This window comes from Serratia marcescens subsp. marcescens ATCC 13880 (genome assembly GCF_017299535.1).
Lineage (GTDB): Bacteria > Pseudomonadota > Gammaproteobacteria > Enterobacterales > Enterobacteriaceae > Serratia > Serratia marcescens.
In genome coordinates this window covers 3660461-3681784 of the sequence record NZ_CP071238.1, presented here as the reverse complement: position 1 = coordinate 3681784, position 21324 = coordinate 3660461, and the positions used below count along the sequence as shown (strand labels likewise).

The window sequence follows — 21324 nt, the reverse complement described above, 5'->3', positions numbered from 1 at the left end:
TAAGGCAACCCCGGGGTTGCCTTTTTACTTTACGCACACCAACACACAGGCAAAGATCGTGACAACGCTCGAACAATGCATCGGGAATACCCCGCTGGTACAACTGCAACGGCTGGCCGCCCAGGCGGGCAGCGAGGTATGGGTCAAACTGGAAGGCAATAACCCGGCGGGATCGGTGAAGGATCGCGCCGCGTTGGCGATGATCCAGCAGGCGGAGCTGCGCGGGGAGATCAAGCCAGGCGACGTGCTGATCGAGGCTACCAGCGGCAACACCGGCATTGCACTGGCGATGATCGCTGCATTGAAAGGCTATGCGCTGAAGCTGCTGATGCCGGAGAACATGAGCCTGGAGCGGCAGGCGGCGATGCGCGCCTACGGTGCGGAACTGATCCTGGTCAGCCGTGAGCAGGGGATGGAAGGGGCGCGCGATCTGGCGCTGGAGATGCAGCGCCAGGGGCAGGGCAAAGTGCTGGATCAGTTTAACAATTTCGACAATCCCTATGCCCACTTCACCACCACCGGCCCGGAGATCTGGCGCCAGACCGAAGGGCGCATCACGCACTTCGTTTCCAGCATGGGCACCACCGGCACCATTACCGGCGTGGGCGGTTACCTGAAGAGCCAGAATCCGCAGGTGCAGATCGTCGGCCTGCAGCCGGCGGAGGGCAGCAGCATCCCCGGCATTCGCCGTTGGTCGCCCGCTTACCTGCCGGGGATTTTCCGCCCGGAGCTGGTGGATCAGGTGTTGGATATCGAACAGGGCGATGCCGAGCAGACCATGCGCCAGTTGGCGCAGCGTGAAGGCATTTTCTGCGGCGTCAGCTCCGGCGGTGCCGTAGCCGGCGCCTTGCGCATCGCGGCGGCCCATCCTGGCAGCGTGGTGGTGGCGATCGTCTGCGATCGCGGCGACCGTTACCTCTCTACCGGCGTGTTCGACTGATCGCTCCTTCCCGGCGGTGTGTTCCGTCGGGAGAATCTTTCCCACTTTCCTTCCGACAGACGGCAGCCCCGCTTGCGTGGTTGCTGCCGCTTGCTCGTGCGCCAATGCCATGACTGAAGTAGAGAAATTGCGCGGCAGCGACCACAATAACGGTGGCGAGACGCAAAGAGCGATGTGTAAGGATTGAGTAAAACCGGCTGCGGGCCGGCGGAATTGGCGGGAAAATAACGAAAATCGGTGAAGGAGCAAGGCATGAAAATTTTACTGGTCGACGATGACCTGGAGCTTGGCACCATGCTGAGCGAATACCTGACGGGCGAAGGTTTCGACGCCACGCTGGTGCTGACCGGCAAGGCGGGGGTTGAGGGCGCGCTGTCGGGCGACTATACCGCGATGATCCTCGACATCATGCTGCCGGACATGAGCGGCATCGACGTGCTGCGCGATGTGCGTAAAAAGAGCCGGCTGCCGATCATCATGCTGACCGCCAAAGGCGACAACATCGATCGGGTGATTGGCCTGGAGATGGGCGCTGACGATTACATGCCCAAACCGTGCTACCCGCGCGAATTGGTGGCGCGTCTGCGCGCGGTGCTGCGCCGTTTCGAAGAGCGGCCGCAAGAGGCGGACGAGGAGGCCGCCATCAGCTTCGGCGAGCTGACGCTGAACCCTTCAACCCGCAGCAGCGAATGGCGCGGTAAGGCGTTTGATCTGACCGCTTCGGAATTCAATCTGTTGGAGCTGTTGCTGCGCGCGCCGGATCGCGTGGTATCGAAGGACGAACTGTCCGAGAAGGGGCTGGGGCGCCCGCGCGAGGCCTATGATCGCAGCGTGGACGTGCATATCAGCAATATCCGCCAGAAGCTGGGCGCGCTGGCCGGCAGTAAGCTCAGCATCGAGACGGTGCGCAGCATCGGCTATCGCATTCGGTAACCTGACATGCGCGGAAGACTGTTCTGGAAAATTTTACTCGGCTTTTGGCTGACCTTTCTCATCATGACGCAGGCGCTGTGGGTGGCGTTTTCTCTTTATGGCGATCGCTATGTGCCGCCGGAGAACGCCATGGCGCGACGGGCGATCGGCCTGCAGCTGACCTCCGCCGCCACCCAGTTGCGCAGTGGCGGCATGCCGGCGCTGGAAGCCTTGATGCGCGACTGGCCGGAGGACGATCGGCGTCTGCTGTCGGTGACGCCGATGACCCAACCGCCGCCTGCGCCGGAAGAACCGGTGTTTGAAGGGCGGCGGATGCCGAAAGCGATTTCCGCCTGGGTGCAGACCGGGGAAGGGCAGGGTTACTGGCTGAGCTATGACGTGCGCGGGCTGCGGGAAGAGTATCGGCCGGAGCGGCGTTCCCACTTCTTCAACATTCCTGCGCCGATGCTGTGGGTCGGCGGGCTGGGCGGTTTGCTGTTCAGCGCCGTGCTGGCCTGGAACCTGACCCGGCCGATGCGTCAGCTGCGCGGCGGCCTGGATCGGGTGGCGCAGGGCGATCTCTCGGTGCGGCTGTTTCCGACGATGCGGCGCCGCCATGACGAGCTGTCCGACGTGGCGCGCGATTTCGACACCATGGCCGAACGCCTGGAGCTGTTGGTCAGCGCCCGCGAGCAGCTGTTGCACGACGTCTCGCACGAGCTGCGTTCACCGCTGGCGCGCCTGCAGCTGGCGATCGGACTGGCGCGACAGAATGCCGGCAACGTCGAAACCTCGCTCAAGCGCATCGAACATGAGTCGGGGCGGCTGGACAAAATGATCGGCGAGCTGCTGGCGCTGTCGCGTACCGAACACAGCAGCCTGCCGGACGAAGAGTATTTCGATCTGTACGGCCTGGTGGATGCGGTGGTGAGCGATGCGCGCTACGAGGCGCAGGTGCCCGGCGTGGATATCGTGCTGCAGGCCGAATCGGACGTGGAGTATACCGTCAAGGGCAATGCGGAGCTGATGCGGCGAGCGGTGGACAACATCGTGCGCAATGCGCTGCGCTTTTCCAGCCACGGGCAGCGGGTGACGGTGGCGCTGTCGCGCGTCGATAACCAGTTCCAGATCGCCGTCAGCGATCAGGGGCCGGGGGTCGAAGAGGCGAAGCTGTCGAGCATCTTCGATCCGTTCGTGCGCGTGAAGTCGGCGCAGTCGGGCAAGGGCTACGGCCTGGGGCTGGCGATTACCCGTAAGGTGGTGTTGGCGCACGGTGGCCAGGTTGAGGCGCGCAACGGCGACAAAGAGGGGCTGGTCATTACCCTGCGTATCCCGCGCTGGCAATAATAGACTATCTTACTTGCCATTTTGAACTAGGGCAGTGCTCGCCTTCGTCACGTACTGCGTGTACGCTCCGAAGGTTGCGCGCTGTCCATGTTCAAACTGCCTGCGCCGATAACGTCTATTATCCGCGGCATACCCAAAGGATTTCGAATTGCAGCTAGGCGGCAAGCGGGGGAATCCCCGGGAGCTTACTCCGGTAAGTGACCGGGGTGAGCACGTGCGGCCAACAACGCTGCGGTTCGAAAGACGAAGGGGATAAAAAAAACGGCGCCGAGGGCGCCGTTTTTCTTGCTCATCCGCGATTACTTCTTGATGCGGATGATCGGGGTTTCGCCAACGGTCACGCTGCCCGACAGTTTGATCAGCTCTTTGATCTCGTCCATGTTGGAGATAACGACCGGCGTCAGGGTAGACTTGGCTTTCTCTTCCAGCAGTGGCAGGTTGAACTCGATAACCACGTCGCCTTTCTTGACGCGCTGGCCTTCTTCGGCGATGCGTTTGAAGCCTTCGCCTTTCAGTTCTACGGTATCGATGCCGAAGTGGACGAACAGCTCAATGCCGCTGTCGGATTCGATAGAGAATGCATGGTTGGTTTCGAAAATCTTGCCGATGGTGCCGTCAACCGGAGCAACCATTTTGTTGCCGGCCGGTTTGATGGCGATACCGTCGCCAACGATTTTTTCAGCGAACACTACGTCCGGCACATCTTCGATATTGACGATTTCGCCAGAAAGGGGAGCGACGATCTCGATAGTGCCCGTGTCTTTCTTGTCATCAGAAACCAGAGATTTCAGTTTATCGAACAAACCCATGATCTTCTCCTAAGCATTAAATTGGGCGGCGTTCCAGTGTCGTGGAAGTTTAGCAGAGCGTTTTTTCTTCGATGAATTTATTGACGCAATTCATCAGGTCTTGTGCCGTTGGCTGTGCCAAGGCCTGCGCTGCCAACGCCTTCACATCTTCGAAATTCGTGTTACGAATAATTTTCTTGATGCGCGGGATTGAAATCGCACTCATGCTGAACTCATCCAGCCCCATGCCCAATAACAACAGTGTAGCACGCTCATCGCCAGCCAGTTCGCCGCACATGCCGGTCCACTTGCCTTCCGCGTGAGATGCATCAATAACCTGTTTGATCAGGCCAAGCACTGATGGGGACATCGGGTTATAGAGATGAGAAATCAGCTCGTTGCCGCGATCTACCGCCAGAGTATACTGGGTTAGATCGTTTGTCCCAATACTAAAGAAGTCGACTTCTTTCGCCAGGTGGTGAGCGATGACCGCCGCAGCCGGTGTTTCCACCATCACGCCCACTTCGATGCTCTCGTCAAACGCCTTGCCTTCTTCGCGCAGCTGCGCCTTCAGCGTCTCGATTTCGCCTTTCAGATCGCGCACTTCTTCCACGGAGATGATCATCGGGAACATGATGCGCAGTTTACCGAACGCCGAGGCGCGCAGGATGGCGCGCAGCTGGGCGTGCAGGATTTCACGGCGGTCCATCGCGATGCGGATGGCGCGCCAGCCGAGGAACGGGTTCTCTTCCTTCGGCAGGTTCATGTACGGCAGGTCTTTGTCGCCGCCGATGTCCATGGTGCGGACGATCACGGCCTGCGAGCCCATGGCTTCCGCCACGGCTTTATAAGCCTGGAACTGCTCGTCTTCGGTCGGCAGCGAGTCGCGATCCATGAACAGGAATTCGGTACGATACAGGCCGACGCCTTCCGCGCCGTTGCGCTCTGCACCTGCGACGTCGCGCACGGTGCCGATGTTGGCGCAGACTTCAACCTGATGGCCGTCCAGCGTAATCGCCGGCAGATCCTTCAGCTTGGCCAGATCGTTTTTCTCGGTGATGTATTGGTTCTGGGCGGCTTTCAGCTGATCGATCACATCAGCGGTCGGGTTAACGTAAATTTTGTTGTTGACCGCATCCAGAATCAGATAGTCGTCGTTCTTCACCTGCTTGGTCACGTCGCTGGTGCCGACGATCGCCGGCAGCTCCAGGGAGCGCGCCATGATAGAGGTGTGGGAAGTGCGGCCGCCGAGATCGGTAATGAAGCCCAGCACTTTGTCCAGGTTCAGCTGTGCGGTCTCGGACGGGGTCAGATCGGTGGCCACCAGGATCACTTCGTCCTGAATGGAGCCCAGATCGACGATCGGCATGCCCAGAATGTTCTGCAGCAGACGTTTGCCGATGTCGCGCACGTCGGCGGCGCGTTCTTTCAGGTATTCGTCGTCCAACTCTTCCAGCGCTTTCGCCTGACCTTCGATCACGGTGTAGGCGGCGGCGTCTGCGGAGGCCAGATCGTCTTTGATTAGGGCTATGATTTCCTGCTCAAGCTCTTCGTCTTCCAGCAACATGATGTGGCCTTCGAAGATAGCTTCCTTCTCTTCGCCGAAGGTTTCGCCAGCTTTGGTCTTGATCGCTTCCAGCTGTTCGGACGCTTTCGCGCGGCCGGCCAGAAAACGCGAGACTTCCTGCTCTACTTGATCAGCAGAGATTTTCTTCCGGTTGATGACGATGTCGTCTTCTTTCAGCAAGAGAGCCTTACCAAAAGCGATGCCCGGTGATACTAAAATGCCTGAAATCATAACCCTACCTTACTCTTGACTGGTGTTAACTAAAAAGACGGGCCGATTACTCAAGCTCTGCCATCAGTTTTACCAAGTGCTCAACGGCTTTCTGCTCGTCTTCACCTTCAGCTGAGATGGTCACTACGGTCCCTTGAGTCAGCCCCAGAGTTTGCAGTTTGAACAGGCTTTTAGCGCTGGCGCTTTTGCCGTTGGAGGTCACGGTGATGTCAGACGTGAAGCCTTTGGCTTCTTTAACGAACTGAGCGGCAGGGCGAGTATGCAGACCATTCGGAGCGGTAATAGTAACTTCTTGCTGGAACATTGATGTTTCCCCAACTTATTGGATTAATGTTGTGGAGTTAAAGTTTAGCCCAGGGGCCTGACTTTAACTTGTCTGGTTATAGCGCCTGACTATGGACAGGGGCGAACGTTGATGCAACAGAAAACGACGCGTTAGGCACTTCAGATCAAAAAACTCGGCTTTAGACGTCGTTCCAATCCGCTCCCCATTATGCCCGATTCGCCGCGTCGGCGACAGATGAGTAAATCGATTCAGCCTCGACCAGGCTCGGAGAGTGATTAATTTTGCGCATCGAAATAATGCACCGTTAAATACTAAAGGCGACGGGCAAAAGCAATCTTGGACTGCTATAAAGTTTGATCCAGTCCACAAAAAAGCACCCCACAGGGTGCTTTTTTAGCGATTTGTGCAGTGGCGGAATTACTGCTGCAATTCCTGCTCGGTGAACAGATCGGCGAACAGCGCGGTGCTGAGATAACGTTCGCCGGAAGAGGGCAGGATGACCACAATGGTCTTGTCGGCGAACGCCGGTTCTTCGGCCAGTTTCACCGCCGCTGCGACCGCTGCGCCGGAGGAGATGCCTGCCAGGATGCCTTCTTCGTCCATCAGGCGGCGCGCCATGCTGATGGCTTCGTCGTTGGAGATTTTTTCGACGCGATCCACCAGGTCAAGATCGAGGTTGCCTGGAATGAAGCCGGCGCCGATGCCCTGGATCTTGTGCGGGCCCGGTTTCAGCTCTTCACCGGCCAGCGCCTGGCTGATGACCGGCGAGTCGGTCGGCTCGACCGCCACGGTGGTGATGGCCTTGCCTTTGGTGTTCTTGATGTAGCGGCTGACGCCGGTCAATGTGCCGCCGGTGCCGACGCCGGAGATGAACACGTCGACTTCCCCATCGGTGTCTTCCCAGATTTCCGGGCCGGTGGTTTTTTCATGGATGGCCGGGTTGGCCGGGTTGCTGAACTGTTGCAGGATCAGGTAACGGTTTGGATCGGTGGCGACGATCTCCTCCGCTTTGGCGATGGCGCCTTTCATGCCTTTCGCCCCTTCGGTCAGCACCAGATTGGCGCCCAGCGCCTTGAGCAGCTTGCGGCGCTCGATGCTCATGGTTTCCGGCATGGTTAGCGTCAGCTTGTAACCGCGCGCGGCGGCGACGAAGGCCAGCGCGATGCCGGTGTTGCCGCTGGTCGGCTCCACCAGTTCCTTGCCGGCGGTCAGCACGCCGCGTTGTTCCGCATCCCAAATCATATTGGCACCGATGCGGCATTTGACGCTGAAGCTCGGGTTGCGTGATTCAACCTTGGCCAGAATGCGTCCGTTGCCGATACGGTTCAGACGAACCAGCGGCGTATGGCCGATTGTTAATGAGTTGTCTTCATATATCTTGCTCATAGCCCGTCCTTTAACTCTATGAAAATGTGGGGAACATCGAAAGCATACGCTAACAGTACCGGCAGGGAAGTAAAGAATTGGTATATCTATATGTTATTAGGAAATAAGTTTTAAGCACAATGATAAGGGCGCGAAATGCGCGCCCTGTCGAAAATTTCCGCGCTGTCGGCGGCAAAAAACGGCGGTTATCGGACGAATTGCGAGCGGTAGCGATCGACCCACATCGCGGTAGCGCCGCAGACGGCGACCGGCAGGATCACCAGGTTGAGGATCGGGATCATGGTGAACAGGCTGACCAGCGCGCCGAACTGCAGGTTGTCGGTTTTGTGCTGGCGCAGTGCGCGGCGCATGTCGGCAAAGCTCACCTTGTGGTTATCGAACGGATAGTCGCAATACTGAATCGCCAGCATCCAGGCGCTGAACAGGAACCACAGCACCGGCGCCACCGTCTGACCGATGCCGGGCACGAAGTACAGCGCCAGCAGCAGCAGCGCGCGCGGCAGGTAATACATCAGTTTGCGCCATTCGCGCGCCATGATGCGCGGCAGATCTTTGGCGATGCCGAGCAGGCCGGTGTCCGGCAGCGGTTTGCCGGTCAGGCTGCCTTCGAGCTGCTCGGCCAGCAGGCCGCAGAACGGCGCGGCGATCAGATTGGTGATGGTGCTGAACAGATAGCTGAACACCAGCAGCACCGAAATGACCGCCAGCGGCCACAGCAGGTAGCTCAACCATTGCAGCCAGTCGGGAACGTGGCTCATCATCGCCGGGATCCAGTCGCCGAGGCGGCTGAACAGCCACCAGAAAGCGGAACCCATCAGCAGCACGTTGACCAGCAACGGCAGGACCACATAGCGTTTAATCCCCGGGCGTGAAATCAGGCGCCAGCCTTCGGCGAAATAGTGAATGCCGCTGGTCGATCGGGGAGGGGGCTGCGTATAGGACATATCTTAAGTTATCTCGTTGTCTGAACAGGCATCATTATCATATAGGGATGATTTTCCACTGGCTAGGGTAGGGTTGGCTGAAAAACCAGCAGAAAAAGGCAGTATAATCATCTTTATTGGCATAAAGTTCAGCACGGACTTGCACTTGTGTGCGCGGGCAAATAGAGTTAAAGAGTGAATGTTTGCCGCGGTGGCAATGTATTGGAACAACAGAGATAGCAATGATGCAGGATTTGCGTCTGATATTAATCGTTGTTGGCGCGATCGCCATAATAGCGCTGTTATTGCACGGTCTGTGGACCAGTCGCAAAGAACGGTCAGCGCTCTTCCGCGATCGCCCAGCCAAACGTTCCCAAAAGGAACGTGAACAAACTCCGATCGACGATCTCGAAGAAGGCGTCGGTGAGGTGCGCGTACGCGCCGCTCACCCGCAAGACGAGCCGTCATTCGGCCATTTCGATGCCGCACGCGAAGAACCCGTGGCCGCGCCGAAGCCCGCTCCGGCGGCTGCGCCTGCGCCCCGCGCCGTTCAGCCGGCCGCTCATCAGACGCCGCCTCCGCTGTCTCAGCGGCCGGAGTATGATGACATCCTGCTGAACAACTACGCGCCGGACGAAGAACCGGCCGAGCCGCAGCAATCGCAACCGGCCGCGCGCCGCGAGCCGCGCGTTGACGATCTGCCGCATGAACATGAGGCGCCGCTGGCGGCGGAACCGGCATTCCACGCCGAACCCGCCCCTGTGCAGCAAGCGCCGGAAGTCAAGCCTGCGTCGGAACCTGCACCGCAGCCGCAACAGCCGGCCGCTGCGCCAGTTCAGGCTAAACTGAAAGAGACCGTGCTGGTGCTGCACGTCGCGGCCCATCAGGGCGGCGTGATCGGCGGCGAAGTGCTGCTGCAGAGCGTGTTGCAAGCGGGCTTCCAGTTTGGCGAGATGGGCATCTTCCACCGCCATATCAGCCCGGCCGGCAGCGGCCCGGTGCTGTTCAGCCTGGCGAACATGGTCAAGCCGGGGTCGTTCGATCCTGACATGATGTCCGACTTCTCCACGCCGGGCGTGTCGATGTTCATGATGGTGCCGTCTTACGGCGACGCCAATCAGAACTTCAAGCTGATGCTGCAGTCGGCGCAGCGCATCGCCGACGACGTGGGCGGCGTGGTGCTGGACGACGAGCGCCGCATGATGACGCCGCAGAAGCTGGAAACCTACAAAGCGCGTATCCGTGAAGTGTTGGAAAACAACGCCTGACCGGGTTGCCGCGCGCACTGAACATCCGTAACAACAAAGCCCCCGCTAGCCGGGGGTTTTTTATCTTTGATGGTGAGCCATGGAATCGATAATCCAACAAATCAATCAACTACGAGCCACACTGCGCCATCATGAATACCAGTATCATGTACTGGATGCGCCGGAAGTGCCGGATGCGGAATATGACCGCCTGATGCGCGAACTGCGCGAGCTGGAGAGCGCGCATCCGGAGCTGATCACCGCCGATTCACCGACCCAGCGCGTGGGCGCGGCGCCGCTGGCGGCGTTCGACCAGGTGCGTCACGAAGTGCCGATGCTGTCACTGGACAACGTATTCGACGAAGAAAGCTTCCTGGCGTTTTACAAGCGCGTGCAGGACAGGCTCAAAAGCAGCGATCCGCTGACCTTCTGCTGCGAACTGAAGCTGGATGGCCTGGCGGTCAGCCTGCTGTATGAAGACGGCGAACTGGTGCGCGCGGCGACGCGCGGCGACGGCACCACCGGCGAGAACATCACTACCAACGTGCGCACCATTCGCGCCATCCCGTTGCGCCTGACCGGCGACAATATCCCGCGCCGGCTGGAAGTGCGCGGCGAAGTGTTCATGCCGCAGGCCGGTTTTGAACAGATGAACGAAGAGGCGCGGCGCAAAGACGGCAAGGTATTCGCCAACCCGCGCAACGCCGCCGCCGGCTCGCTGCGCCAGCTCGATCCGCGCATTACCGCCAAACGCCCGCTGACCTTCTTCTGCTACGGCGTCGGCCTGCTGGAAGGCGGCGAGCTGCCGCGCAGCCACTTTGAGCGCCTGATGCAGTTCAAGGCCTGGGGCCTGCCGGTCAGCGATCGCGCCCAGCGCCGCACCGGCAGCGAGGAAGTGCTGGCGTTTTATCGTCAGGTCGAGCAGGACCGCGCACAGCTCGGTTTCGACATCGACGGCGTAGTGATCAAGATTGACGATATCGATCTGCAGGAAACGCTGGGCTTCGTGGCGCGTGCGCCGCGCTGGGCGACGGCGTTCAAATTCCCGGCGCAGGAGCAGATCACCGTGGTGCGCGAAGTGGAGTTTCAGGTTGGCCGCACCGGCGCGATTACGCCGGTGGCCCGCCTTGAGCCGGTGCTGGTGGCCGGGGTGACCGTCAGCAATGCGACCTTGCACAACGCCGATGAAATTGAGCGGTTGGGGCTGCGCATCGGCGATACGGTGATCGTGCGCCGCGCCGGCGACGTGATCCCGCAGGTGGTGGGGGTGCTGGAAGACCGTCGGCCGCAGGATGCGCGCGAAGTGGTGTTCCCGCTGCACTGTCCGGTGTGCGGCTCCGACGTTGAGCGCGTGGAAGGCGAAGCCGTGGCGCGCTGTACCGGCGGGCTGATCTGCGGCGCGCAGCGCAAAGAGGCGTTGAAGCACTTCGTTTCCCGTCGCGCGCTGGACGTCGAGGGCATGGGTGACAAGATCATCGAGCAGTTGGTGGACAAGGAGTACGTGAAGAACCCGGCCGATCTGTTCCGCCTGTCCGCCGGCATTCTGACCGGTCTGGATCGCATGGGGCCGAAATCGGCGCAGAATCTGGTCAACGCGTTGGAGAAATCCAAGCAGACCACCTTCGCCCGTTTCCTGTATGCGCTCGGCATTCGCGAGGTCGGTGAAGCGACCGCCGCCAACCTGGCCGCGCATTTCGGTTCGCTGGAGAAGCTGTTCGCCGCCGATATCGAGGCGCTGAAAGAAGTGCCGGACGTCGGCGAAGTGGTGGCCAAACACACCCGCAATTTCCTCGATGAAGCGCTCAATCAGCAGGTGATCAACGAGCTGGTGGGCGCCGAGATCGGCATCCGCTGGCCGGCGCCGGTGGTGGTGGTAGCGGAAGAGATAGACAGCCCGTTCGCCGGAAAAACCGTGGTGCTGACCGGCTCGCTGAGCCAGCTGTCGCGCGACGAAGCCAAAGATCGCCTGACGGCGCTGGGCGCCAAGGTCAGCGGCAGCGTGTCGAAGAAAACCGATCTGGTGATCGCCGGCGAGGCGGCCGGCTCCAAGCTGGCGAAGGCGCAGGAGCTGGGTATCGCCGTGATCGACGAAGCGGAAATGATCCGCCTGCTGGGTGACTGATGGAAAAGGAAAACCTGCTGGAGATCGCCAATACCGTGATGCCGTTCGGCAAGTACCAGGGGCGGGTGCTGATCGACCTGCCCGAAGAGTACCTGCTGTGGTTCGCCCGTAAGGGCGAATTCCCCAAAGGCAAGCTCGGCATGCTGATGGAGATGACGCTGGCGATTAAAATCGAAGGGCTTGACCACCTGGTCAAGCCGCTGAAGAAAAGCTGATCTGACGGGCCTCGGCCCGTCTTTTTTTACCCGCGCGACGCCTGCGCGTTGGGTACCGCCTGCTGCGTCTGCTGCGTCTGCTGCTTGCGCTGGTATCTTTTGGCCAGCACTGCGCAGGTCATCAACTGCACCTGATGAAACACCATCAGCGGCAGCACCATGATCCCCACCGTCGCCGCCGGGAACAGGATATTGGCCATCGGAATGCCGTTCGCCAGGCTCTTCTTCGATCCGCAGAACACGATGGTGATTTCGTCTGCCTTGCTGAACCCCAGCCAGCGCGCCATGTAAGTGTTTACCACCAGCACGATCGCCAGCAGCACGATGCTGCCGCCGACGATAAACGCCAGCGAACCGATCCCTACCTGATGCCAGATGCCGTGCGTGACCGCTTCGCTGAAGGCGGCGTACACCACCAGCAGAATCGAGGTCTGGTCGGTTTTGCCGATAAGCGGGCGATGGCGCTCGATCCAGCCGCCGATCAGCGGCCGCAGCAGGTGGCCGGCGACGAACGGCACCAGCAGCTGCAGCACGATCGAGCCCACCTGCCGCAGGCTGCCGGTATCGCCGTGCACGTTCATCAGCAGGCCGACCAACAGCGGCGACACGAAGATCCCCAGCAGGCTGGAGGCGGAGGCGCTGCACACCGCCGCCGCCACGTTGCCGCCCGCCAGCGAGGTGAAGGCGATGGCCGACTGCACGGTGGCGGGCAGGATGCACAGGTAGATGAAACCGGCGTACAGCTCGGGGCTGACGTCGATCGGCGCCCACCAGGCGAACAGCATCCCCAGCGCCGGAAAAATGATGAAGGTGCTGAACATCACCCACAGATGCAGCCGCCAGTTATTGCTGCCGGCCAGGATGGCCTCGCGCGACAGCTTGGCGCCGTGCATGAAGAACAGCAGGGCGATGGCGGCGATGGTCAGGGCGTTGAGCCAGCCGACGAACTCGCCGCGCGCCGGCAGGAACGACGCCAGCAGCACGGTGGCGATCAGCGTCAGGGTAAAACGATCGGGCAGGAATCTCATGGCGATGCGCTCGGGTAGAAAATCGATGGGGCTATTCTCCCGCGCGGGGATATAATAATTAAATTGATTTATTTAATTCATCTATGAATAAAACACATGAATTACTCACTCAAACAGCTGCGGGTGTTCGTCGTTGTCGCCCGCCACGGCAGCTTCAGCCGCGCCGGCGAGGCGATCGGCCTGACGCAATCGGCGGTCAGCCACAGCGTGAAAGAGCTGGAGGCGGAGGTCGGCGTGCGTTTGTTGGATCGCACCACGCGTGAAGTGGTGTTGACCGACGCCGGCCTGCGGCTGGCCAACCGGGTTGAACGGTTGCTGGACGAACTGCAGGCTGCTTTGCTGGATGCGCGCAGCTTTGGCGTACAGCGCAGCGGCACAGTGCGGGTGGCGACGAGCCAGACCATTTCCGCCCATCTGATGCCGCAGTGCATCGCCGCCGGCGAGCGCCAATACCCGGAGATCCGCATCATGCTGCGCGATCAGGCGCAGCAGCAGGTGCTGCACAGCGTGCGTAACGCCGAGGTGGATTTCGGCATCGTGGTCGATCCGGTGCAAGCGGTGGATCTGGAGTGCGAAGCGGTGCTGCATGAACCGTTCCTGTTGCTGTGCCGCGACGATCACCCGTTTGCTGCGCAGCAGGCGGTACGTTGGTCGGCATTGAACGGCTGCCGTCTGGTGCTGCAGGATTATGCGTCGGGCAGCCGGCCGCTGATTGACAGCGCGCTGAGGCAGCAGGGTGTGGAAGCGCAGGTGGTGCAGGAAATCGGCCATCCGGCGACGCTGTTCCCGATGGTGGCGGAGGGGATCGGCATCAGCATTTTCCCGGCGTTGGCGCTGCCGCTGCCGGAAGGGGGGCGGCTTCGGGTACGGCGGCTGGTGCCGGAAGTTAACCGCGCGCTGATGCTGGTGCGCCGCAAGAACCGCTCGCTGACGCCGGCGGCGGAGGCCATCTGGCAGGTGGCGCGTCAGCAGGCGGCGCTACTGCAACAGCGCCGGCGGGAAAACGCGGAATATTGAGTCAGATATAGACGTCCACCGCGTTGAGCGGCGTTGGGCGGTTGACGCCGTCGCCGGCTCGCGCCGCGGCTTTTTCCATTTGCTCCTGCTGCTGCTTTTCCATTTCTTCTTTCTGGATGCGCGCGATCTCGGCTTGCAACATCTTGATCTGCGCTTCGATCAGCTGTTTCTGCTTTTCGATTTCCTTAGGATCGGCGTCGGAGTCCTTCAGTTCCACCAGCTTTTGCTGCAGCGCCTGAATCTGCCGGTTAAGCGCCTTGATGCGCGCCGAGGCGCGGCTTTCGTTGAGATTAACCGGTTCGTCATTGCCGTTGGCGCGTTCGTTTTTCTCCATCTTGCCGCCTTGCGGCTGGTTGTTGACCGGCTTGGCCATCAGCAATTCGCCCTGATGGCCCGGCGCGCTGAACACGTTGCTGACGCCGGGGACGGTATTTTTGATCGGTACGATCATGGTGATGGTGGTCGACATGGTTGCTCTCCCTGAGTCTGGATCTCGCTGTTCAGGGTATCGGCAGCGGCGGCTAAATCTTTACCTGCCGCAGATGCAGCCAACGCTGCAGCCAGCCTTTGTCGACCACGCGCTGGGCATAGGCCGCGCGATCGCCGTTTTTCGCGTTGAAGGTAATGGTGTCGTCGAACAGCGCCGCGAGCCCGAAGGGGGCCACCAGCGTGATGCTGTCGTCGGCATTCAGGCGCGCGCCGATCGCCGTTTCCACTTCGGTCCAGAAGCTGATGGCCTCTTCGCTGTCGCGGTAAGGCGCCCGGCCGCCGCGCAGGTGCATCCGCGCCTGGTTCTTGACCGACCAAGGCCGCGGCAGCCACTGTTGCAGCCGCGCCTCCAGCATGCGATCGCGCTCAGCGTCCGCACGCTCCGCATCGAAGTGGATCACGTCGATATCGTTGAGCGGCGTGGGTTCCGTATAGCCATGGCGCCGATCCCACACCAGATTGCGCACAAAGCCGGCGCCGAGGCACCAGTCATTCAGGCCGAGCCGGCGCACGGTGCGCAGGGCGGCCATGCGCGCGTTATCCTGTTGCAGCCATTTGATAATTTGATGTTGCGGATCCATCACCCCTCCTGTTTTCGCGGCTACTGTAACCCGAAGCGGCAACGGGTGAAATGGGGGAAAGCGTGATGGCGGCGATCGCGTGAAAAATAATTTTCTTTTCCCACTGACTACACTTGGTGCAAGGCTGTTATCTCGTCACCCGGGGCAAGGGAGGGGGCTATGTATCAGGCAACGGTGGGCCAACGCGGCTATCGCTTTGGCGATCTGCGTCAACTGATGGCGAAAGCTTCGCCGGCGCGTTCCGGCGATTATCTGGCGGAGGTGGCGGCGGAAAGCGCCGAAGAGCGCATGGCGGCGCGCATCGCGCTGGCGGATGTGCCGCTCAAGGCGTTCCTGCAGCAGGCGCTGGTGCCGTACGAACAGGACGAGGTGACGCGCCTGATCATCGACAGCCACGACGCCGCCGCCTTTGAGCCCATCTCGCACCTCACGGTCGGCGATTTTCGCGACTGGCTGCTGAGCGAGCAGGCGGACAGCGCCATGCTGGCGCAGGTGGCCGCCGGCATTACGCCGGAGATGGCGGCGGCAGTGAGCAAGATCATGCGCAATCAGGATCTGATCCTGGTGGCGAAAAAGTGCCGGGTGGTGACGCGCTTTCGCAACACGATTGGCCTGCCGGGCCACCTTAGCGTGCGGTTGCAGCCCAATCACCCGACCGACAGCCTGCAGGGCATCGCCGCCAGCATGCTGGACGGCCTGCTGTACGGCAGCGGTGATGCGGTGGTTGGCATCAATCCGGCCAGCGACAGCCTGCCGCTGCTGGAAAAGCTCAACTACATGCTGGACGAGGTGATCCAGCGCTTCGCCATTCCCACCCAATCCTGCGTGCTGACCCATGTGACCAACACGCTGCGGCTGATGGAGCGCGGCGCGCCGGTGGATCTGGTGTTTCAGTCGATCGCCGGTACCGAAGCGGCCAATCGCGGTTTCGGCATCAGTCTGGCGCTGCTGGCGGAAGCGCAGCAGGCGGCGCTGAGCCTTAGGCGCGGCACGTTGGGCGATAACGTGATGTACTTCGAAACCGGGCAGGGCAGTTGCCTGTCGGCCAACGCGCATCACGGCGTCGATCAGCAGACCTGCGAGGCGCGCGCCTATGCGGTGGCGCGCCATTTCTCACCGCTGCTGATCAACACCGTGGTGGGGTTTATCGGCCCCGAATACCTGTATGACGGCAAACAAATTATCCGCGCCGGGCTGGAGGACCACTTCTGCGGCAAGCTGCTCGGCCTGCCGCTGGGCTGCGACGTCTGCTACACCAACCATGCCGAAGCCGATCAGGACGACATGGACACGCTGCTGACGCTGTTGGCCGCCGCCGGATTGACGTTCCTGATCGGCGTGCCGGGCGCGGACGATATCATGCTCAACTACCAAAGCACCTCGTTCCATGACGCGCTCTATATCCGCGAGCTGCTGGGGCTGAAGCATGCGCCGGAGTTCGCCGCCTGGCTGGCGGCGATGAACATCACCGACGAACGCGGGCGGCTGCGCGACGCCGCCGCCAATCACCCGTTGTTGCTGGCGCTGCAGGGAGAACGGACATGAGCAAACCGGTTCACGTCAACAGTTGGAACGCGCTGCGCGCCTTTACCGACGCGCGCATCGCGCTGGGGCGCACCGGCGCCAGCCTGCCGACCGACGAGCTGCTGCGCTTCGGCTTGGCCCATGCCCAGGCGCGCGACGCGGTGCATCAGCCTTTCGACAGCGAGCGGCTGGCGGCGGATTTGCACGAGGCCGGTTGGCCCACGCTGGCGGTGCACAGCCAGGCCGCCGACCGCGCCGCCTACCTGCGCCGACCGGATCTGGGGCGGCGATTGGCGCCGGACAGCCGCAGCCTGCTGCTCGGCTCACCATCGCGCCGTGTCGATCTGCTGCTGGCGGTGGCGGACGGCCTCTCCTCCAAGGCGGTGCACCGTCAGGCGCTGCCGCTGCTGCAGGCGCTGCGACCTTATCTCGATACGCTGGGGTTGAGCGTGACGCCGGTGGTGCTGGCGCATCAGGCGCGGGTGGCGCTGGGGGATGAGATCGGCGAATGCCTGCAGGCCCGGGCGGTGGCGGTGCTGATCGGCGAACGGCCGGGGCTGTCGTCGCCGGACAGCCTGGGCATTTATTTAACCTGGGAGCCGAATGCGCGCAGAACGGACGCCGAGCGTAACTGCATCTCCAACGTGCGGCCGGAGGGGCTGGATTACCCGCAGGCGGCGTTCCGTCTGGCCTGGCTGCTGGAGCAGGCGTTCCTGCGGCGGCTGAGCGGCATCGAGCTGAAGGACGAGAGCGACAATCCGGCGCTGCACAACCGGGTGACACCGCTTTACCCCCAACTGGGCGGCTGACCGAGGGTTTGCTGCAGCAGGGCGGTGAAGGCCGCCAGCCGGGCGGACACCTTCGCCATCGGGCGCAGCAGATAGATGCCTTGCTGCTCATGGCGCGGATCTTCGAGCATCTGAACCAGTTGCCCATTCTGCACGTCCGGCCCCACCACCCAGTTGGGCAGGAAGGCGATGCCGAGGCCGAGCAGCGCCGCCTGGCGCTGCGCGGTGAAGTCGTCGCAGCGCAGCGCCATGGTGCAGCGGCTCATCAGCGCCGCGTCGAGGATCTGTGCCCAGCAGGCCGGCTGCTGTTTGTGATAGCGGGCGATCAGCCGATGCTGCGGCAACGCTTCCAGATCGCTCGGCAGGCCATAGCGGGCGACGTAGGCGGGGCTGGCGCACATCACCCAGCGTTGCGTGGCGATACGGCTGGCGTACAGCGCGCTGTCCTTCTGTTCGCCGATGCGGAGGGCGGCGTCCAGCCGTTCCTGGGTCGGATCGGTCTGGCGTTCGGTCAGATCGAGATCGACAGACAGCTGCGGATAGCGTTCCGCCAGCGTCGGCAGCAGCGGCAGCACATAGGTTTTGCCGAAGGTCGGCAGGCAACTGATGCGCAGCGTGCCCTGCGGCGTTTCGTTTAACGCGCTCAGCTCGGCGTGAATACCGGTAATGTCCGCCATCAGCGAGGCGGCGCGCGTCAGCAGCAGCTCGCCGGCGTCGGTCAGCAGCAGCCCACGGGTGGAGCGGACGAACAGCGCGGCGCCGAGCGCGCTTTCCAATGCGTCGATATGGCGCACCAGCGAGGAGGGCACCATGCCCAGTCGGCGAGCGGCGGCGGAAAAGCTGCCCAGGCGGGCCACGTCGAGAAAGATCGGCAGATGTTCAACATAACGGGCGTCATTCATTTTTGCATTATATGCAAAAGCGTTTCTTATGAATACCCGCTTCTCTGTCGGCGGCGCTGCGGCTACTCTGGCTGCGGGTTGACGGCGGGCTTCAACGCCGCCGCATCCCGGCCGTATAGAGAAAAAACGTATAAACCTCGCGGCGCTTAGCACTAAATAACAGATGTTTTTCCCAGGCTGCATGAGCCGCCTGCGGAGTTGATTGTCGCTCCAACACCAGATTAACCGTTCAATTTGATATCCGACTCAGCATTAATGATTAGTGAGCCTTTACTTTCACACATCTTGCCGTGGGTTCTGGATATCGGCCGGCCAGCCGTGCCGGTTTTTTTGTCGCCTCAGGCTGAATCGTTCCAACTGATGAACGCGCCTTAGGGGGCATCTTGGCCCGCCGTCGGCGGGTCTTTTGAACGCGTGGAACCGCAGTTCCGCGCTGGTGGAGGAGTCAGCATGAACGAAAAACACGGGTGTTCCTGTGCGCGCCATTTGGCGCAGGGTTTTGCCAGGCAGTCGATCAACGCCGGGGAGGGCGAAATCTATCAAATCTCGCTGATGAGCGCGCTCATCGACGGGGTCTACGAGGGTGAAACCACCATTGCCGAGTTGCTCAAACACGGCGATTTCGGCCTCGGCACCTTCAATCACCTGGACGGCGAACTGATCGCTTTCGACCAGGAAATACACCAGCTGCGCGCCGACGGCAGCGCCCGCCCAGCCGGTTTGCAACAGAAAACCCCTTTCGCCGTCGTCACCTTTTTCCAGCCCAGCATCAGCCAACAGTTCGACCGGCCGATTACCAAGGCGCAACTGCATCAGTGCATCGACGAACAGGTCGCCTCGCCGAACCTGTTCTGCGCGGTACGGGTCGACGGTGAGTTCAGTCACGTGGAAACCCGCACCGTGCCGCGCCAGGAGCGGCCCTACCGCCCGATGTTGGAAGCGATAGAAGAGCAGCCGACCTTCTCGTTTCATCAACGGCGCGGCACGCTGGTCGGTTTCCGCTCGCCGGATTACATGCAGGGCATCGGCGTGGCCGGCTATCACGAACACTTCGTTACCGACGACCGCAGCGGCGGCGGCCACGTGCTGGACTACCAGCTCGATCATGGCCGCCTGCAGTTCGGCGTCATCACCCGTCTCAATCTTCAGTTGCCGCATGATGCGGATTTCTTGCGCGCCAACCTCTGCCCAGAGGATTTGGATCGCGCGATTCGTTCCGCCGAGGGCTAACCCCGGCGATCGTTTTCTTAGGAGGTGGAACCATGGCACAGGAAAAAACAGGCAATGATTGGCAATGCGGCGCCGATTTGGTGGTGAAAAACCTGGAAGCGCAGGGCGTCAAACACGTTTTCGGCATTCCGGGCGCCAAGATCGACCGGGTGTTCGACTCGCTGGAGGACGCGCCATCGATCGACACGGTGGTGGTGCGGCATGAGGCCAACGCGGCCTTTATGGCGGCGGCGGTCGGCCGCCTGACCGGCAAGGCCGGGGTGGCGCTGGTCACCTCCGGGCCGGGCAGCTCCAACCTGATCACCGGGCTGGCCACCGCCACCTCGGAGGGGGACGCGGTAGTGGCCTTTGGCGGGGCGGTGAAGCGCGCCGACAGCCTGAAGCAGACGCACCAGAGCATGGATACCGTCAGCATGTTCCGGCCAGTGACCAAGTATTGCGCCGAAGTGCATGCCGGTTCGGCGATTTCCGAGGTGATCGCCAACGCCTTCCGCCGCGCCGAGTTTGGCCGGCCGGGAGCATCATTCGTCAGCCTGCCGATGGATATCGTCAATGAACCGGTCAGCGCGCCGGTGCTGGCCGGCTGCCGCTTGCCGCGCATGGGGGCCGCGGCGGCGGACGACATCCAGGCGGCGGTGAAGCTGATTCGCCAGGCCAAATGCCCGGTATTGCTGCTCGGTTTGCAGGCCAGCCGGCCGGAGAACAGCGAGGCGGTGCGCCATCTGCTGTACCGCACCCATATGCCGGTGGTCGGCACCTATCAGGCGGCGGGGGTGATCGACGTCAACCACTTCGCCCGTTTCGCCGGCCGCGTCGGCCTGTTCAACAACCAGCCGGCCGATCAGCTGTTGCAGAAGGCCGATCTGGTGGTGAGCGTCGGCTATGATCCGATCGAATACGATCCCTGCATGTGGAACAGCCACGGGCGGCTGAAGCTGGTGCACATCGACGTGCTGCCGGCGGATATCGACACCTGCTATCGGCCGGATGTCGAACTGGTGGGCAACATCAGCGCCACGTTGAACATGATGACCGAAGCGTTCAATGAGGCGGTCTGCGTGCCGCCGGAGGTGGAGCTGATCCTCTCCGATCTCGGCCGTCAGCGCACAGAACTGGCGGAACGCGCCGCGCGCCGCGGCGGCATGCCGATCCATCCGCTGCGCATCGTCAAGGAGCTGCAGGACATCGTCAGCGACGACGTGACGCTGTGCGTGGACATGGGCAGCTTCCACATCTGGATCGCCCGTTACCTTTACAGCTTCCGCGCCCGCCAGCTGTTGATCTCCAACGGCCAGCAAACCATGGGGGTGGCGCTGCCGTGGGCCATCGGCGCGGCGCTGGTGCGCCCCGGCGATAAGGTGGTGTCGATCTCCGGCGATGGCGGCTTCATGCAGTCGAGCATGGAGCTGGAGACCGCGGTGCGGTTGAAAAATAACATCGTGCACGTGATCTGGGTCGATAACGCCTACAACATGGTGGAGATGCAGGAAGTGAATAAATACCAGCGCAAATCCGGCGTGGAGTTTGGGCCGATTGACTTCAAGGCCTATGCGGAATCCTGCGGCGCGGTCGGTTTCGCCGTGCAGTCGGTGGACGACCTGCGGCCGATGCTGCGCAAGGCGATGGCGATCCAGGGACCGGTAGTGGTGGCCATTCCGGTTGACTACGCCGACAACTATAAGCTGATGGCGCAGATGAACTTCAGCCAGATGATTTAATTTCATCATCGCGCTGTTTCACCGGGGCAGGCCGCTTGCGCGCCTGCCCGTTTTTATGCGCGGAATTTGTCCTTTACATCGCT

Annotated in this window: 20 protein-coding genes; 11 read left to right on the top strand and 9 right to left on the bottom strand. The window is 61.5% G+C overall.

The annotated features are described in order from the left end of the window. Positions 1–58 precede the first annotated feature (58 nt). From cysM to J0F90_RS17595, 3 genes are all read left to right on the top strand, one after another. Complete coding sequence (gene cysM / locus J0F90_RS17605) at positions 59–940, top strand: cysteine synthase CysM (RefSeq protein ID WP_033641378.1); 882 nt, start codon at positions 59–61, stop codon at positions 938–940. A gap of 252 nt (positions 941–1192) precedes the next feature. Continuing rightward, positions 1193–1873 carry a response regulator transcription factor gene (locus J0F90_RS17600; protein WP_033639702.1) on the top strand — a complete coding sequence of 227 codons (681 nt, stop codon included), beginning with the start codon at positions 1193–1195 and terminating at the stop codon, positions 1871–1873. Between the two features lie 6 nt (positions 1874–1879). Continuing rightward, positions 1880–3199 carry an ATP-binding protein gene (locus J0F90_RS17595; RefSeq protein WP_033639703.1) on the top strand — a complete coding sequence of 440 codons (1320 nt, stop codon included), beginning with the start codon at positions 1880–1882 and terminating at the stop codon, positions 3197–3199. A gap of 299 nt (positions 3200–3498) precedes the next feature. On the opposite strand, the gene crr is transcribed toward J0F90_RS17595, so the two are convergent. The 5 genes from crr to cysZ all read right to left on the bottom strand — a co-directional run bounded on the left by crr (position 3499) and on the right by cysZ (position 8401). Beyond that, a complete protein-coding gene (crr, locus tag J0F90_RS17590; RefSeq protein ID WP_004936467.1) occupies positions 3499–4008 on the bottom strand; it encodes a PTS glucose transporter subunit IIA in 510 nt (169 codons plus the stop codon). A gap of 49 nt (positions 4009–4057) precedes the next feature. Continuing rightward, positions 4058–5785, bottom strand: a complete 1728-nt coding sequence (ptsI, locus tag J0F90_RS17585) for a phosphoenolpyruvate-protein phosphotransferase PtsI (RefSeq protein WP_015378671.1) — start codon at positions 5783–5785, stop codon at positions 4058–4060. Positions 5786–5831: 46 nt separating this feature from the next. After that, entirely contained in the window at positions 5832–6089 is a 258-nt protein-coding gene (ptsH, locus tag J0F90_RS17580) for a phosphocarrier protein Hpr (protein WP_004936458.1), read from the bottom strand. Between the two features lie 399 nt (positions 6090–6488). Beyond that, positions 6489–7457 (bottom strand): cysteine synthase A, encoded by a 969-nt coding sequence (cysK, locus tag J0F90_RS17575; protein ID WP_016926786.1) that lies wholly within the window; start codon positions 7455–7457, stop codon positions 6489–6491. Between the two features lie 185 nt (positions 7458–7642). After that, positions 7643–8401, bottom strand: a complete 759-nt coding sequence (cysZ, locus tag J0F90_RS17570) for a sulfate transporter CysZ (RefSeq protein WP_033639704.1) — start codon at positions 8399–8401, stop codon at positions 7643–7645. Between the two features lie 221 nt (positions 8402–8622). Here cysZ and zipA point away from each other — a divergent pair, with 221 nt between their 5' ends. From zipA to J0F90_RS17555, 3 genes are all read left to right on the top strand, one after another. After that, on the top strand, positions 8623–9648 hold the full coding sequence (gene zipA, locus J0F90_RS17565) for a cell division protein ZipA (protein WP_033639705.1): 1026 nt from the start codon (positions 8623–8625) through the stop codon (positions 9646–9648). Between the two features lie 79 nt (positions 9649–9727). After that, complete coding sequence (gene ligA, locus J0F90_RS17560) at positions 9728–11749, top strand: NAD-dependent DNA ligase LigA (RefSeq protein WP_004936443.1); 2022 nt, start codon at positions 9728–9730, stop codon at positions 11747–11749. Next, a complete protein-coding gene (locus J0F90_RS17555; protein ID WP_004936441.1) occupies positions 11749–11964 on the top strand; it encodes a DUF3820 family protein in 216 nt (71 codons plus the stop codon). Before ligA ends, J0F90_RS17555 begins: the two co-directional genes overlap by 1 nt. A gap of 26 nt (positions 11965–11990) precedes the next feature. Here the strand turns inward: J0F90_RS17555 and J0F90_RS17550 are convergent, their stop codons facing one another. After that, complete coding sequence (locus tag J0F90_RS17550; protein ID WP_033639706.1) at positions 11991–12992, bottom strand: bile acid:sodium symporter family protein; 1002 nt, start codon at positions 12990–12992, stop codon at positions 11991–11993. A gap of 96 nt (positions 12993–13088) precedes the next feature. Between J0F90_RS17550 and J0F90_RS17545 the strand changes: the two genes are divergently transcribed. Beyond that, positions 13089–14009: a LysR family transcriptional regulator gene (locus tag J0F90_RS17545; RefSeq protein ID WP_033639707.1), complete on the top strand. Its 921-nt coding sequence runs from the start codon at positions 13089–13091 to the stop codon at positions 14007–14009. Between the two features lies 1 nt (position 14010). Here J0F90_RS17545 and J0F90_RS17540 read toward each other — a convergent pair whose 3' ends face one another. Both J0F90_RS17540 and J0F90_RS17535 read right to left on the bottom strand, forming a co-directional pair. Then, a complete protein-coding gene (locus J0F90_RS17540; RefSeq protein ID WP_016926792.1) occupies positions 14011–14478 on the bottom strand; it encodes a FlxA-like family protein in 468 nt (155 codons plus the stop codon). Between the two features lie 52 nt (positions 14479–14530). Then, entirely contained in the window at positions 14531–15079 is a 549-nt protein-coding gene (locus J0F90_RS17535; RefSeq protein WP_033639709.1) for a nucleotidyltransferase family protein, read from the bottom strand. 159 nt (positions 15080–15238) lie between these two features. Between J0F90_RS17535 and J0F90_RS17530 the strand changes: the two genes are divergently transcribed. Both J0F90_RS17530 and eutC read left to right on the top strand, forming a co-directional pair. After that, positions 15239–16624, top strand: a complete 1386-nt coding sequence (locus J0F90_RS17530) for an ethanolamine ammonia-lyase subunit EutB (protein WP_033639710.1) — start codon at positions 15239–15241, stop codon at positions 16622–16624. Further along, positions 16621–17412 carry an ethanolamine ammonia-lyase subunit EutC gene (eutC, locus tag J0F90_RS17525; protein ID WP_033639712.1) on the top strand — a complete coding sequence of 264 codons (792 nt, stop codon included), beginning with the start codon at positions 16621–16623 and terminating at the stop codon, positions 17410–17412. Before J0F90_RS17530 ends, eutC begins: the two co-directional genes overlap by 4 nt. On the opposite strand, the gene J0F90_RS17520 is transcribed toward eutC, so the two are convergent. Then, complete coding sequence (locus J0F90_RS17520) at positions 17391–18293, bottom strand: LysR family transcriptional regulator (RefSeq protein ID WP_033639713.1); 903 nt, start codon at positions 18291–18293, stop codon at positions 17391–17393. The two genes, eutC and J0F90_RS17520, sit on opposite strands and share 22 nt — an antisense overlap. Positions 18294–18743: 450 nt before the next feature. On the opposite strand from J0F90_RS17520, the gene budA reads away from it, so the two are divergent. Together budA and alsS are read left to right on the top strand one after the other, a co-directional pair. Next, positions 18744–19523, top strand: coding sequence for an acetolactate decarboxylase (budA, locus tag J0F90_RS17515; RefSeq protein ID WP_004936416.1), 780 nt, complete (start codon positions 18744–18746; stop codon positions 19521–19523). Positions 19524–19555: 32 nt separating this feature from the next. Next, complete coding sequence (gene alsS / locus J0F90_RS17510) at positions 19556–21241, top strand: acetolactate synthase AlsS (RefSeq protein WP_016926797.1); 1686 nt, start codon at positions 19556–19558, stop codon at positions 21239–21241. Positions 21242–21324: the final 83 nt, after the last annotated feature.